We start from the raw sequence: 13,939 nt of genomic DNA, 5'->3' as shown, positions 1-13,939 counted from the left end.
CCGGCGTGCGGCGGGGGGGGGGGGGGGGGGCCCGCCCGCGGGGCCCCGCCCGCCCCGCCCCGCCCCCCACTCCCGACGTAGCCGTACGAGCCCCCACACACCGGAAAGCGTTCATGACTGCCAACCCCACCCGAGTCCTCGTCCTCAACTCCGGCTCCTCCTCGGTCAAGTACCAGCTGCTCGACATGGCCGACGGCGCCCGGCTGGCCGCGGGCCTGGTCGAGCGCATCGGCGAGGAGACCTCCCGCCTCGTGCACTCCCCGCTCGCCACGGGCGGCGACAAGCGCGAGAAGGAGGCGCCGATCGCCGACCACGAGGCCGCGCTGAAGGCGGTCTCCGCCGAGCTGGCCGCGGACGGGCTGGGCCTGGACTCGCCGGAGCTCGCCGCGATCGGTCACCGGGTGGTGCACGGCGGCCAGAAGTTCACCGCCCCCACCGTGATCACCGACGAGGTGCTGGCCGAGATCGAGCGGCTCGTGCCGGTCGCCCCGCTGCACAACCCGGCCAACATCACCGGCATCCGCACGGCGCAGGCGCTCCGCCCCGACCTGCCGCAGGTCGCCGTCTTCGACACGGCCTTCCACACCACGATGCCGGAGTCCGCCGCCCGCTACGCCATCGACACGGCCACGGCCGACGCCCACATGGTGCGCCGCTACGGCTTCCACGGCACCTCGCACGCCTACGTCTCGCGCGAGACCGCGAAGCTGCTCGGCAAGGACCCGTCCGAGGTCAACGTGATCGTGCTGCACCTGGGCAACGGCGCCTCGGCCTCCGCGGTCGAGCGCGGCCGGTGCGTCGACACCTCCATGGGCCTGACCCCGCTGGAGGGCCTGGTCATGGGCACCCGCTCCGGTGACCTGGACCCGGCGGTCCTGCTCCACCTGTCCCGCAACGCCGGGATGTCCACCGACGAGATCGACACGCTGCTCAACAAGAAGAGCGGCCTGATCGGCCTGTGCGGCGACAACGACATGCGCGAGATCCGCCGCCGCATCGACGAGGGCGACGAGCAGGCGCAGCTCGCCTTCGACATCTATGTGCACCGGCTGAAGAAGTACATAGGCGCCTACTACGCCGTCCTCGGCAAGGTCGACGCCGTGGCCTTCACCGCCGGCGTCGGCGAGAACGCGGCCCCGGTCCGCGAGGCCGCCGTCGCGGGCCTTACGGAGCTCGGCCTGGCCGTGGACGCCGGCCGCAACGCCGTGCGCTCCGGCGAGCCGCGCCTGATCTCCCCCGAGGGCGCCCGGGTCGCGGTCGCCGTGGTACCCACCGACGAGGAGCTGGAGATCGCCACCCAGACGTACGACCTGGTCAGCGCTTGATCGTCGGCCGTTACTAGGTCGTTCCCACAGCTCGAATATTCCGCTCCGAAACAAACCGATAGGATCTGCCCCATGCGCCGTTCCAAAATCGTCTGCACCCTGGGCCCCGCCGTCGACTCCTTCGAGCAGCTGAAGACGCTGATCGAGGCCGGCATGAACGTGGCCCGCTTCAACATGAGCCACGGGACCCACGCGGAGCACGAGGAGCGGTACCACCGCCTCCGTAAGGCCGCCGCGGAGACCGGCCGGGCGGTCGGCGTCCTCGCCGACCTGCAGGGCCCGAAGATCCGCCTGGAGACCTTCGCGGACGGCCCGGTGGAGCTGGTGCGCGGCGACGAGTTCACCATCACCACCGAGGACGTCCCCGGCGACAAGACGATCTGCGGCACGACCTACAAGGGCCTGCCCGGCGACGTCACCAAGGGCGACCAGGTCCTGATCAACGACGGCAACGTCGAGCTGCGGGTCACCGAGGTCGAGGGCCCGCGCGTGCGGACCATCGTCATCGAGGGCGGCGTCATCTCCGACCACAAGGGCATCAACCTGCCCGGCGCGGCGGTGAACGTCCCGGCGCTGTCCGAGAAGGACGTCGAGGACCTGAAGTTCGCCCTCGCCATGGGCTGCGACATGGTCGCCCTGTCCTTCGTCCGCGACGCCAAGGACGTCCTGGACGTCCACCGCGTCATGGACGAGGTCGGCCGCCGGGTCCCGGTCATCGCCAAGGTCGAGAAGCCGCAGGCCGTCGCCAACATGCAGGACGTCGTCATGGCGTTCGACGGCGTGATGGTGGCCCGTGGCGACCTGGCGGTGGAGTACCCGCTGGAGAAGGTCCCGATGGTGCAGAAGCGCCTCATCGAGATGTGCCGCCGCAACGCCAAGCCGGTGATCGTCGCGACCCAGATGATGGAGTCGATGATCACCAACTCGCGGCCGACCCGCGCCGAGGCCTCCGACGTCGCCAACGCCATCCTCGACGGCGCCGACGCGGTCATGCTCTCCGCCGAGTCCAGCGTCGGCGCGTACCCGATCGAGACCGTCAAGACGATGTCCCGCATCGTCGAGGCGGCCGAGGAGGAGCTGCTCTCCAAGGGCCTGCAGCCGCTGGTCCCGGGCAAGAAGCCGCGCACCCAGGGCGGTTCCGTCGCCCGCGCGGCCTGCGAGATCGCGGACTTCCTGGGCGCCAAGTCGCTGGTGGCCTTCACCAAGTCCGGCGACACCGCCCGCCGCCTGTCCCGCTACCGCGCGGCCCAGCCGATCCTGGCCTTCACCACGGACGCCTCCACCTGCAACCAGCTCACGCTGAGCTGGGGCGTCGAGACCTTCGTCGTCCCGCACGTGGAGAACACGGACGCGATGGTCGACCTGGTCGACGCGGAGCTGCTGAAGCTCAAGCGCTACAACGACGGCGACACCATGATCATCACGGCGGGTTCCCCGCCCGGTGTCCCCGGCACGACCAACATGGTGCGGGTGCACCACCTGGGCGGCGAGAGCCGCTAGGTTCCCGCTTCCTCAACGGCCGTGGCCGCCGTCCCCTCCCGGGGCGGCGGCCACGGCCGTATCCGCATCCGCGTGCGCCGGACCTACGGGTACGTGCCGTCGGTCATGTACTGGTGCAGGTTCGGGATGTGCAGCGTGCCGCCGAACTGCCCGGCCTGACGGATCTTGACGTTGGTGTAGAAGACCGGGATCGGCAGCTTCAGCCCCGGTATCAGCGGCGGCGGGATGCCCGGGGAGTGCGTCGCCGGGATGATCCCGAGGAGGTTGCCCTTCAGCTCCTCGGTGTACATGGTGATCTTCCCGCCGGTGACGGTGGACTCGGTGCCGATGCCCGCCACGTGGTACTGCTTGCCCCCGCTGTTGACGATCTGGTGCAGGTCCTTGATCGCCAGGGAGTCGGCGGTGAACTTGAGGACGTCCTTCTTCTGCCCGTTCACCATCGTGATCTTCTTGACGCCCTCGTAGGTCAGCCCGGTGAGGGTGAGCTTGCTCGCCTCCAGGTACCAGGGCTGGCCGGGGAAGGCGTGGTGCTCGTTCTCGTCCACGACGGTGCCCTTGGGGCAGGGCGGCAGTTCACCGTCGCCGGGCGCCGCCGAGGGCGAGGTGGAGCCGGAGGGGTCCGGGCTCGGCGACGTGGACGGTCCGGCGGACGGGGCGTCCTCGTCCCCGGCCTTGGCCGCGCCCTTGTCCCCGTCCTTCCCGGCGGGCTTCTCCGCCGGGTCCTTCCGGGCCTCGCCGGGCTGCGCCGAGGGCCGGGGGGCGGGCGCCGAGGACGCCGGGCCCGGGGCGGCCGGGGAAGCCGCCGGAGGAGTCGCCGGAGGGGCCGTCTTCCCGCCGCCGGTCAGGATGTCGTGCAGCTTGTCCCCGAGACCCAGCGGGTCGAGCGGGTTGGTGGCCTTCGACGCGGAGGGAGAAGGGGAGGGAGCCGGGGACGGCGAGCCGGAGGGCGCGGCCGGCTTCGGAGCAGCGGACTTCCCGGGAGCCGCCGGCTTCTCCGGCTTCTCCTGCTTCCCGGCAGGCGCGGAGGCGCCCGCGCTCGGCGCCTTGCCCGGAGCCGCACTCGGGCCGCCGCCCGGCTTCTCGCCCGGCTTCCCGCTCGGGCCGGTGCTCGGGCCGGCGGACTTCCCCGCGTCCGGGCTCTCGCTCTCCACCGCCGTGTCCGGCGCCGTGGCGCACGCGCCGTCGAACAGCTTCTTGGTCGCGGGCTTGGCAGCGGCCAGCGTCGGGGTGAGCCCCATGCCCATGAGCACGGCGCTCGGCATCGCCACGAGGGCGACGGCCTTGCCCGCCGGCATGTGCAGCCGGGCGAGCAGCGGCTTTCTGGGCGCGGCGTGGCGCGGCCCGTCAGTCGGCACGGTGTCCTCCGTCCGTTGCGCCGGCCGCCCCGGCCGCCCCGGTCGCCCCGTCATCGTGCTTGCTGAGCGAGACGGCCGGCTCCGCCTCCGGCTGCGGCCGTGCTGCCGCGGCGGCCGGCCGGCCCGGCGCCCAGGAGACGCCGAGGGCCCCGCCGACGAGGGCGAGCAGGAAGCCGACGAGGAACGCGCCGAAGTTGGAGACGACGAGCGAGACCAGCGCGAGCAGGATGGCCGCGACCCCGGCGAAGATCCGCGACTGCTGCTGGAACCAGAGCGTCAGGCCGAGGACGACCAGCAGCACCCCTATGATCAGCGAGCCCGCGCCCGCCGTGGTGGCCATGCGGATGTGCAGATCGCCCAGCGTCATGGTCTGGTAGGGGATGTACATGATCGGGAATCCGGCCAGCAGGGTCCACAGCCCGCCCCAGAACGGGCGTTGCCAGCGCCACTCCCGGAACGAACGGCGGGCGCGGCCTACTGAACCGGTCTGCTGGGGTCGCGTGTCGACGCTCATGTCGTACAGCTCCTCGGGGGCATGTTCTTCGGTACGGCGCGGACGCGGTACGGGTGCGGGAACTCCCGCCCCGTACCGGCCCGTTCAGCGTGTCAACCCTTGGGCACGTCGCACTGGGACTCGCCCCAGTTGATGCCCATGTGCAGGCCGGGGAGCGTGAACGTTCCGGCCGAGGTGGCCCAGGCCTTCTGGTCGACGCTGTCGAACCAGACCTCGTCCGCCTGCTGGGCGAACGAGCCGGGCACGTGCGCGCCCTCGCCGTTCTTGCCCGCACCGGCCGGGCCGGGGCCCTTGGTGGTGTTGTCCACGGACACGCCGATGTCGACGTTCTTGAACGTGGCGTTGGCCTTCATGTCCTCGGCGTCGATGTACAGCTTCGACGCCGTGACCTGCTTGTCGCCGCCCGCCTCCAGCTTCATCGACACCTTCTTGTCGGTGAGCGGGATGGGGATCGTGACGGCCTGGCAGAGCTTGTTGATCTGCGCCTCGTCGATGCCGACCACCGCGACGGGCTTGGCACCCGCCTTCGTCTGGTCCAGGGCGCCGTACTGGACGAACCCGGTGCCGTGCAGCTTGCCCGCGGTCACCTGGAACTGCTGGCCCGACACGCTGAACGACGCCGCCAGCGCACCCTGTGCGATGGCGACTCCGATCGCGGCCGTCGCCGCGACGCTCGGCACCATGACGACGGCGAACCGCCGCCATCTGGTCCCACCGCGAGTCAAAGACTCCATGACTTGCCTCCTTCTCGGACGTGCATCTCCGGCTCGGGCTCCGCGTTGCGGATCCGCGCCCGGGGATGGGAGACGTGCTACGTCCTCGGGAAGGAGAGCGCCGCCGTCCGGCGACGCGAAACGCCTCCGGGAACACCGGCGATCACCCCCGAGCGACAACCACTTGGCCACGCCTTTCGCGCAACCTCCGGGACAGGCCCTGCCGGAGTGCGGCGGGGACCCCCCTGTCCCTGAACCGGCCCGCGCGGGGCCGGTCCGCCCGGTGGGGACCCGCTCCCCCGACACCGACCGGCTGTCAGGTTGGGGAAATGGACCGAGCGTGGCCGATCGTGGTGCATTCGCGGCTGCCGCACAAGAGGTTCATTACTAGCGAGTAACGAGCCGATAACCACGGGGCGTCCGGTGTGCATCGGCGGGCGGGGCGAGGTCGCCCCACCGTGTCCGGAGAGAAGGGGAGATACGCGAAAAACCCGGGCGAAAGCCCGGGCTTTTCTTACTCGCAGTAACGGAGGCCGCTTTTACCAAGTTTTGGCAAAGCGATGCCGTTGAGTCATGTGGGTCAGAACAGGGCGCGAGAGAGCGCGGTCCGCGCGGCACTCACCCGCGGGTCCTCCGCCCCGATCACCTCGAAGAGCTCCAGCAGCCGCACACGGGCCGCGTTCCGGTCCTCGCCCGCGGTGCGCCGGACCGTGTCGATCAGGCGGCCGAAAGCGTCCTCGACATGGCCGCCGACCAGGTCCAGATCGGCCGCGGCGATCTGCGCCCGCACATCGCCGGGAGCGTCCGCGGCGGCCTTGCGCACCGCCTGCGGGTCGACGCCCTGCACGCGCTGGAGCAGCTCGGCCTGCGCGAGGCCCAGCTTCGCCTCCGGGTGGGCCGGGTCCTCGGCCAGCACGTTCTTGTACGCCTGGACGGCACCGCCCAGGTCGCCCTTGTCCAGCGCCTCGTGCGCGAGGCTCAGCACGCCGTCGTACGGGCCGGCGGGCTGCTCCGGCTCCGGCGCGCCCTCCTCGGCGGCCCCGGCGGAGACGGGCGCGCCGATGATGCCGAAGCGCTCCTCGGCCACCTGCACGAGCTGGTCCAGCACCTGGCGGATCTGCGCCTCCGGCGCGGCGCCCTGGAAGAGCGGCAGGGCCTGGCCCGCCACCACCGCGAAGACCGCGGGGATCGACTGCACGCCGAACTGCTGGAAGAGCATCTGATTGGCTTCGACGTCGACCTTGGCGAGCACGAAACGGCCCGCGTACTCGGCCGCGAGCCGCTCCAGCAGCGGGCCGAGCTGCTTGCACGGCTCGCACCAGTCGGCCCAGAAGTCGATGACGACGGGCACCTCGGCGGAGCGCTGCAGGACCTGGGCCTCGAAGCCGGCCTCGTCGACGTCGAAGACGAGGCGGCCCGCGGCGGCGGGCGGCGCACCCCTGCGGGCGGCCTCGGCGCGCGCCTGCTCCGCCTTCTGCTTGGCTTCCCCGGCCGCCTTCACCGCGGCGAGGTCGACCACTCCACTCATGGACATGTTCCGTGGCTGCATGGGCCCATCCTCCCCCCTCCGCGCGCGAACCGGAAAAATAGCGGTGGCGTGCGACGCCGGGTCCCCACCCGGCGTCCGTGGTTGTCGCTCTTACGCTACGAGCCGTAGCGTAACTCCACCCCCCGCCCTCTCCGCAAGCCCCTCCCGCCACCGGCCCTACCCGGCGGTAGGGTCCGGTGCCATGAGCTCCGCCGCCTCCTCCCCCGCGCCGCGCCGCACCGGCCGCCCGCGCAGCCCCGAGGCCGACCGCGCGATCCTCGACGCGACGCGCGCCGCGCTGGTCGAGCTGGGCTGGGGAAAGCTGACGATGGGCGACGTGGCCGCCCGCGCGGGGGTCGCCAAGACCACGCTCTACCGGCGCTGGGCGGGCAAGAGCGAGCTCGTCGTGGACGCGGTGGCGGCGCTCTTCGACGAGCACCTCGAACTTCCCGACCGGGGCAGTCTGCAAGCCGACATCGAGGGTGTCGTGCTGCAGTTCGCCGCGCTGCTGGAGCGGCCGGAGACGAAGACGGCCCTCATGGCCGTCGTGGCGGAGTCGACGCGGGACGATGCTCTGCGCGAGCGCATCCGGGGCGCGATTGTGGACCGCCAGAAGCGCCTGGTCCTCCTGGGCCGCGAACGCGCCCAGGCACGCGGAGAGCTCCCCTACGAGGAGGACCCGTCGACCGCGGCCCGCACGGCCGATCTGATCTTCGACGTGATCGCCGGCGCGGTCGTGCACCGCACCCTGGTCAGCGCGGAACCGGTGGACACGACGTGGGCGCGAGAGTTCGCGCTGATGCTGGTAGCGGGCCTGAGCGCGGGCCCGCGGCGCTGACGCGCAGCGCAGGGCCCTGGAGCAGAGGGCCACGATCTTGCCGGACGGCTAAAAACCTCTTGGCCGTCCGGCGCTTGAGGACCGGGGTCCGGGGCGGAGCCCCGGGGGCGCTCAGAAGCCGGCCGGCTCCACGTAGACCCCCCATTCCTGCCGCAGCACGTCGCAGATCTCGCCGAGCGTGGCCTCGGCCCGCACCGCCTCCAGCATCGGCTCGATCATGTTCGAGCCGTCCCGTGCGGCGGCCAGCATCGCCTCCAGGGAGGCCCGTACGCGGGCGTCGTCCCGGCCGGACTTGCGGCCGGCGAGGACGCGCACCTGCTCGCGCTCCACCTCGTGGCTGACGCGCAGGATCTCCAGGTCGCCCGTCACCGAGCCGTGGTGGCAGTTGACGCCGACGACCCGCTTGTCGCCCTTCTCCAGGGCCTGCTGGTAGCGGAAGGCGCTCTCGGCGATCTCGCCGGTGAACCAGCCGTCCTCGATGCCGCGCAGGATGCCGGAGGTGATGGGGCCGATGGGGTGCTTGCCGTCGGGGTGGGCCCGGGTGCCCCGCTCCCTTATCTGCTCGAAGATCTTCTCGGCGTCGGCCTCGATCCGGTCGGTGAGCTGCTCGACGTACCAGGCGCCGCCGAGCGGGTCGGCGACGTTGGCGACGCCGGTCTCCTCCATCAGCACCTGCTGCGTGCGCAGCGCGATCTCCGCGGCCTGCTCGCTGGGCAGGGCGAGGGTCTCGTCGAGGGCGTTGGTGTGCAGGGAGTTCGTGCCGCCGAGGACGGCGGCGAGGGCCTCCACGGCCGTCCGCACGACGTTGTTGTACGGCTGCTGCGCGGTCAGGGAGACGCCCGCGGTCTGGGTGTGGAAGCGCAGCCACTGGGACTTCTCCGACTTCGCGCCGTAGACCTCCTTCATCCAGCGGGCCCAGATGCGGCGGGCCGCGCGGAACTTGGCGATCTCCTCGAAGAAGTCGACGTGGGCGTCGAAGAAGAAGGACAGGCCGGGCGCGAAGGCGTCGACATCGAGGCCGCGGCTGAGGCCCAGCTCCACGTACCCGAAGCCGTCGGCCAGGGTGTACGCGAGCTCCTGCGCGGCCGTGGCCCCGGCCTCCCGGATGTGGTAGCCGGAGACGGACAGGGGCTTGTAGGCGGGGATGGTGCGGCTGCAGTGCTCCATCAGGTCGCCGATGAGGCGCAGGTGGGGCTCGGGCGGGAAGAGCCACTCCTTCTGCGCGATGTACTCCTTGAAGATGTCCGTCTGGAGGGTGCCGTTGAGCACGGCGGGGTCGACGCCCTGCCGCTCGGCGGCCACGAGGTACATGCAGAAGACGGGCACGGCGGGCCCGCTGATGGTCATCGACGTCGTCACGTCGCCGAGGGGGATGTCCTTGAAGAGGACCTCCATGTCGGCGGCGGAGTCGATGGCGACGCCGCAGTGGCCGACCTCGCCGAGCGAGCGCGGGTCGTCGGAGTCGCGGCCCATGAGGGTGGGCATGTCGAAGGCCACGCTGAGCCCGCCGCCGCCGTTGGCGAGGATCATCTTGTAGCGCTCGTTGGTCTGTTCGGCGTTGCCGAAGCCGGCGAACTGGCGGATGGTCCAGGTGCGGCCGCGGTAGCCCGTGGCGTACAGGCCGCGGGTGAAGGGGTACTCCCCCGGCCAGCCGATGCGCTCGAAGCCCTCGTAGGCGTCGCCGGGGCGGGGGCCGTAGACGGGGGCGACCTCGTCGCCGGAGAGGGTGGTGAAGTCGGCCTCGCGCTTGCGCGCGGCGTCGAACCGGGCCTGCCAGCGGCTGCGCCCCGCCTCGATTGCGCTTGCGTCCATGGTGGTCTCGTCTGCCTCTCCGTGCCCCGTTGCGCGGTTCAATTTAGTAGGACGTCCTAGTAAATCGTCGCGCAAGAGCGCCCCGAACACAAGGGGTGTCCGGGGCGCGGCGCGGTTCCGGCGTTCGCCGGGGGGCTCAGGCGGTCGCCTGCGCGGGCGCCCCCTCCAGCAGGGGCTCGACCTCGCGCACGACCTGCCGCTCGACGAAGAACGCGGCGGTCGGGATGGTGCCGGAGACCAGCACCCACAGCAGCTTGCCGAACTTCCAGCGCGCCTTCGAGCCGAGGTCGAAGGCGAAGACCAGATAGATGATGAAGAGCACGCCGTGGATCTGCGAGATCACGAGGGTGGCGTTCGCGCCCGCGTCGAAGCCGTACTTGAGGACCATGCTCGCGCAGAGCACCAGCAGCATCACGGCAGTGGCGTAGGCCATCACGCGGTATCGGGTCAGGACGCTCTTCTTCATGGCAACGAGCGTAACCGGCCGATCCGGGGCGATCTTCGCCGCCCCGCCCGCGCGGGGCGGACCCGGCCGCCGCCGGGGCTACGCGTTCCCCGCGGCCTCCGCGTTCTCCGCCTTCTCCGGGTTCTCCGGGAAATCGCCCGCCGCCACCCGCAGGGGCCGCAGCATCGCGAAGATCTCCCCGCACTCCTCCGCCCCGTACGTCCCCAGGCCGAAGTCCATCGCCATCAGGTCGCGCGTGGCCGCGTCGACCACCTCGCGCCCCTTCTCCGTGATCGACGCGAGCGTGCCACGGCCGTCCTTGGGGTTCGGCCGCTTGGCGACGAGCCCGGACGCCACCAGCCGGTCGACGGTGTTGGTCACCGACGTCGGGTGCACCATCAGCCGCTCGCCGATCTTCGACATCGGCAGTTCCCCGGCCTTGCTGAACGTGAGCAGCACCAGCGCCTCGTAGCGCGCGAACGTCAGCCCGTACGGCTTGACCACCGCGTCGACCTGGCCCAGCAGGATCTGATGGGCCCGCATGATCGACGTGATCGCGGCCATCGACGGCACGGAACCCCACCGCTGCTTCCAGAGCTCATCGGCTCGGGCGATGGGGTCGAAGGGGAGGCTGAGCGGCTTGGGCACGGTCACGAGCCTACAGTTCGGTCATTGCACGGACGGCCGGATCTCAGATCCCGGACGGTTCCGCCGTCACCGCCGCGGCCTCGCGCACCAGCCGCACCGCCGTCGCCAGGCTCAGCCCGCGCTCCGCCTTGCGCAGCGCCTTGATGGCGTGGAGCTCCTGGCTCCGCGCGTCGACCCCGGCCTCGGCGAGGATGCCGCGCACCCACTCCGCACGGACCTCGCGCTCCGGCCGGGCCGCGTGCGCGGCGATCAGCGCGGCCGCGCGCTCCAGGCCGGGCCGCTCCTCGGCGCCGGCCGTCGCCAGCGCCTCGCGTATCGCCGTGGCCGCCGCGTGCGAGTCGCGCAGCACCACGACCTCGAAGTCGGCGCCGGACTTCTTCGTCCCGCCGGTGAACACGTCGAGCATGGCAACTCCCCCTGCAGACCTTGATCGTGGATCACCCAGAGCCTACGACAAGCCGCACGACGCTCCCGACCACGAGGGTTCCGATCAGGCCGCTGCCCGCCACGACCCAGTGCACCGGGACGTACGAAGCGGCCGCCCCCGCGAGCGCCATGCCCAGCCCCTGCACGGTCATCGTCCCCGCCGTCTGCAGCGTCATCGCCCGCCCGCGCAGCTCCTCCGGGACCGCGGCCACGAACCACTGGTCGAGGCCGAGCGTGTACGCGGCGCCCAGGCCCGCCAGCGCCACGGCGAACAGGGCGAGGCCGAGCGACGGCCTCAGCACGTAGAGGAGGAACGGCAGCAGGAGCACCGTCGCCGCGGGCAGGGTGATGCGCTCCCGGCCTCGCGGGCCCAGCAGCGAGCCCGCCAGCACCTCGCCGAGGACCGTCCCCACGGGCATCCCGCACATCAGCAGACCCACGCCGACCGTGCCGGCGCCGATCGCGTCCGCGTACGGGGCCGCCAGGGACTCCGGTGCCACGAGGAAGAACGGCGGGCACCAGGAGAGGAGCAGCAGGGCGCGGGTGCGGCGGTCCGCGAGGAGCTGCCGGGCGCCGGACAGCGAGGCGCCGGCCAGGCCCGCTCCCCCGGCCGCCCGGCTTGGACGGCGGCGCGTCCCGAAGCGCAGCAGCAGCGCGGAGGCGAGGAAGCCGGCGGCCGTGCACAGGAGGGCCGTGCGCGGGGAAACGGCCGTCAGCAGCAGCCCGCCCGCCGCGAACCCCGCGAGCTGCGCGCCCTGCGTCGCGATCCGGATCAGCGACCGCCCGAGCACGAACAGGTCCCCCTCGCCGAGCACGTCCCCGAGCGTCGCCGACCTCGTCCCCGCGAGGACGGGCCCGATCAGGGCGCTGAAGCACCGCATCGCGAGCAGCACGGCCACCGGCGCGCCCGGCAGCGCCATGACCACCGCGCTCGCCGCGCAGAGCAGATTGCAGACGACGAGCACACGCCGGGCCGGACAGCGGTCGGCGACCCCGGCGAACAGGGTCCCGCCGAGCAGGTACGGCAGGAACCCGAGCGCGAACGCCAGCGCGCTGAGCAGCGGCGACCCGGTCACCCGGTAGACGAGCACGGACAGGGCGAGCTCCCCGGTGACGAGCCCGAGCAGCGAGAGCAGGTGCGCCGCGAACACGGCGCGGAACTCGCGCACGGCGAGAACGGCGCGGTAGCCGCCGGGGCCGGCGGATATGGACGCTTCAGCGGATGTCATGCGCGAAAGCGTGCGCGGGCGGCCGCCGCGGACAACGACGAACGGCCCGGCCCGAGCGCATAAACGCGCTCCGACCGGGCCGTTCCCGTAAGCCGAGAGGTCAGCCCTCCGCGAGGTACCGTTCGACCGTTTCCACCTTCGACGTCAGGCCGTCCGTGACGCCCGGGCGGATGTCCGCCTTCAGGACCAGGGAGACCCGTCCCGCCCGTGCCTCGACCGCCGCGACCGCGCGCTTGACGACGTCCATGACCTCGTCCCACTCGCCCTCGACGGACGTGAACATCGCGTCCGTACGGTTCGGCAGGCCGGACTCGCGGACCACGCGCACCGCGTCCGCCACGTACTCGCCGACGTCCTCGCCCACGCCCAGGGGCGACACCGAGAAGGCGACGATCATGCGTTGACCACACCTTCCTTGCGTGCACGGGCGGCGATGACGCTCGCCTCCGCCTCGCGGCGCAGCATGCGCTCGGCGAAGAAGCCGCCGGTCGGCAGGACGGAGAGGACGAAGTAGAGGGCCGCGGTCTTCAGGGGCCACTTGGTCTTGTTCCAGGCGTCCAGCCAGAAGAGGACGTAGATGACGAAGAGGATGCCGTGGACGGCGCCCATCACGGGGACGGCGTTGAAGTCCGTCATGCGCTTGAGCACGGAGCAGACGAGCAGCAGGAGGAAGGAAACGGCCTCCGGGGCGGAGACCAGGCGGAGCCGGCGCAGGGCGGAGGCGGTCTTGATGTCCACGGGGGTACGCACCTTCGTGAGTCAGTGGGCTGGACAGTGGCGGATCAACTACAGCTTGTGAGGGTATTCACAAGCTGGTCCATTGTTGCAGCCTCGTCCCGGATGCCTGAATCCGGGGCCGTTCCGGGTCCAAGGCCCTGTCCGACCGGCGAGTCCGCCCGCTAGCGTCGTCCCGTGGCACAGTTTCGGCTCCAGGGGAGCAAAGTCCTCGCCGTCGACCTGACGGGCGACGCGGTCAAGGCCAAGAACGGGTCGATGGTCGCGTACGAGGGCGACATGACGTTCAAGAAGATGACCGGAGGCGGTGACGGCCTCCGCGGCATGGTCACGCGCCGGCTCACCGGCGAGCAGATGGAAGTGATGGAGGTGAAGGGGCACGGCACCTGCTACTTCGCCGACCGGGCGACCGAGATCAACCTCGTCTCCCTCCGCGGGGAGACGCTCTACGTGGAGGCCAGCAACCTCCTCGCCGCCGACGCCTCCCTGCGCACCGGCACGACCTTCACGGGCCTGCGCGGCGCCTCCCAGGGCAACGGCCTCTTCACGACGACGGTCGAGGGCACGGGCCAGGCGGCGGTCATGTCGGACGGCACGGCGATCGTCCTGCGCGTGACCCCGTCCACGCCCCTGCAGGTCGACCCGGGGGCGTACATAGCCCACACGGGCAAGCTCAAGCAGCACTTCCAGTCCGGGGTCAACTTCCGCACGTTCATCGGCGAGGGCTCCGGCGAGGCCTTCCAGATCCGCTTCGAGGGCGACGGTCTCGTCTACGTCCAGCCGAGCGAGCGGACGACCTTCGGAGGTGATGTGTGAGCGACGCACGCGCGGCCACCGGGCCGCAGACGACCATGAAAGCCGCACCTCTGCG

15 protein-coding genes are annotated in these 13,939 nt (G+C 71.6%); 4 read left to right on the top strand and 11 right to left on the bottom strand.

Annotated elements, in window-relative coordinates; genetic code table 11:
* Positions 1-113: 113 nt before the first annotated feature.
* A complete protein-coding gene (locus ACOTKD_RS24915) occupies positions 114-1,325 on the top strand; it encodes an acetate kinase (RefSeq protein ID WP_424891236.1) in 1,212 nt (403 codons plus the stop codon).
* Between the two features lie 72 nt (positions 1,326-1,397).
* Positions 1,398-2,825, top strand: coding sequence for a pyruvate kinase (gene pyk, locus ACOTKD_RS24910; RefSeq protein ID WP_424891235.1), 1,428 nt, complete (start codon positions 1,398-1,400; stop codon positions 2,823-2,825).
* 83 nt (positions 2,826-2,908) lie between these two features.
* On the opposite strand, the gene ACOTKD_RS24905 is transcribed toward pyk, so the two are convergent.
* The 4 genes from ACOTKD_RS24905 to ACOTKD_RS24890 form a co-directional block, all read right to left on the bottom strand.
* Positions 2,909-4,180 carry a hypothetical protein gene (locus ACOTKD_RS24905; protein WP_424891234.1) on the bottom strand — a complete coding sequence of 424 codons (1,272 nt, stop codon included), beginning with the start codon at positions 4,178-4,180 and terminating at the stop codon, positions 2,909-2,911.
* Positions 4,170-4,694: a DUF6114 domain-containing protein gene (locus tag ACOTKD_RS24900; RefSeq protein WP_424891233.1), complete on the bottom strand. Its 525-nt coding sequence runs from the start codon at positions 4,692-4,694 to the stop codon at positions 4,170-4,172. Before ACOTKD_RS24900 ends, ACOTKD_RS24905 begins: the two co-directional genes overlap by 11 nt.
* Positions 4,695-4,786: 92 nt before the next feature.
* Complete coding sequence (locus ACOTKD_RS24895; protein WP_424891232.1) at positions 4,787-5,428, bottom strand: DUF6230 family protein; 642 nt, start codon at positions 5,426-5,428, stop codon at positions 4,787-4,789.
* 559 nt (positions 5,429-5,987) lie between these two features.
* Positions 5,988-6,956 (bottom strand): tetratricopeptide repeat protein, encoded by a 969-nt coding sequence (locus tag ACOTKD_RS24890; protein ID WP_424891231.1) that lies wholly within the window; start codon positions 6,954-6,956, stop codon positions 5,988-5,990.
* A 181-nt stretch (positions 6,957-7,137) separates the two neighbouring features.
* Between ACOTKD_RS24890 and ACOTKD_RS24885 the strand changes: the two genes are divergently transcribed.
* On the top strand, positions 7,138-7,773 hold the full coding sequence (locus ACOTKD_RS24885) for a TetR/AcrR family transcriptional regulator (protein WP_424891230.1): 636 nt from the start codon (positions 7,138-7,140) through the stop codon (positions 7,771-7,773).
* A 111-nt stretch (positions 7,774-7,884) separates the two neighbouring features.
* Here the strand turns inward: ACOTKD_RS24885 and ACOTKD_RS24880 are convergent, their stop codons facing one another.
* From ACOTKD_RS24880 to ACOTKD_RS24850, 7 genes are all read right to left on the bottom strand, one after another.
* On the bottom strand, positions 7,885-9,585 hold the full coding sequence (locus tag ACOTKD_RS24880) for an acyl-CoA mutase large subunit family protein (RefSeq protein WP_424891229.1): 1,701 nt from the start codon (positions 9,583-9,585) through the stop codon (positions 7,885-7,887).
* Positions 9,586-9,721: 136 nt separating this feature from the next.
* Entirely contained in the window at positions 9,722-10,051 is a 330-nt protein-coding gene (locus ACOTKD_RS24875) for a DUF3817 domain-containing protein (RefSeq protein WP_424891228.1), read from the bottom strand.
* A 78-nt stretch (positions 10,052-10,129) separates the two neighbouring features.
* Complete coding sequence (locus ACOTKD_RS24870; RefSeq protein ID WP_424891227.1) at positions 10,130-10,678, bottom strand: MarR family winged helix-turn-helix transcriptional regulator; 549 nt, start codon at positions 10,676-10,678, stop codon at positions 10,130-10,132.
* Positions 10,679-10,721: 43 nt separating this feature from the next.
* Positions 10,722-11,084, bottom strand: a complete 363-nt coding sequence (locus ACOTKD_RS24865) for a hypothetical protein (protein ID WP_424891226.1) — start codon at positions 11,082-11,084, stop codon at positions 10,722-10,724.
* Between the two features lie 31 nt (positions 11,085-11,115).
* Entirely contained in the window at positions 11,116-12,333 is a 1,218-nt protein-coding gene (locus ACOTKD_RS24860) for an MFS transporter (protein WP_424891225.1), read from the bottom strand.
* Positions 12,334-12,433: 100 nt separating this feature from the next.
* Positions 12,434-12,730, bottom strand: coding sequence for an MTH1187 family thiamine-binding protein (locus ACOTKD_RS24855; protein WP_424891224.1), 297 nt, complete (start codon positions 12,728-12,730; stop codon positions 12,434-12,436).
* A complete protein-coding gene (locus ACOTKD_RS24850; RefSeq protein ID WP_106677035.1) occupies positions 12,727-13,071 on the bottom strand; it encodes a DUF3817 domain-containing protein in 345 nt (114 codons plus the stop codon). The genes ACOTKD_RS24855 and ACOTKD_RS24850 overlap by 4 nt, the downstream gene beginning before the upstream one ends.
* Before the next feature lie 174 nt (positions 13,072-13,245).
* On the opposite strand from ACOTKD_RS24850, the gene ACOTKD_RS24845 reads away from it, so the two are divergent.
* On the top strand, positions 13,246-13,884 hold the full coding sequence (locus tag ACOTKD_RS24845; protein WP_424891223.1) for an AIM24 family protein: 639 nt from the start codon (positions 13,246-13,248) through the stop codon (positions 13,882-13,884).
* The last annotated feature ends 55 nt before the right edge of the window (positions 13,885-13,939 follow it).

Source organism: Streptomyces sp. XH2, from assembly GCF_049725035.1.
Taxonomy (GTDB): domain Bacteria; phylum Actinomycetota; class Actinomycetes; order Streptomycetales; family Streptomycetaceae; genus Streptomyces; species Streptomyces roseoverticillatus.
The sequence above is the reverse complement of the archived record's forward strand: the minus strand, read 5'-3'. Positions and strand labels throughout refer to the sequence as shown.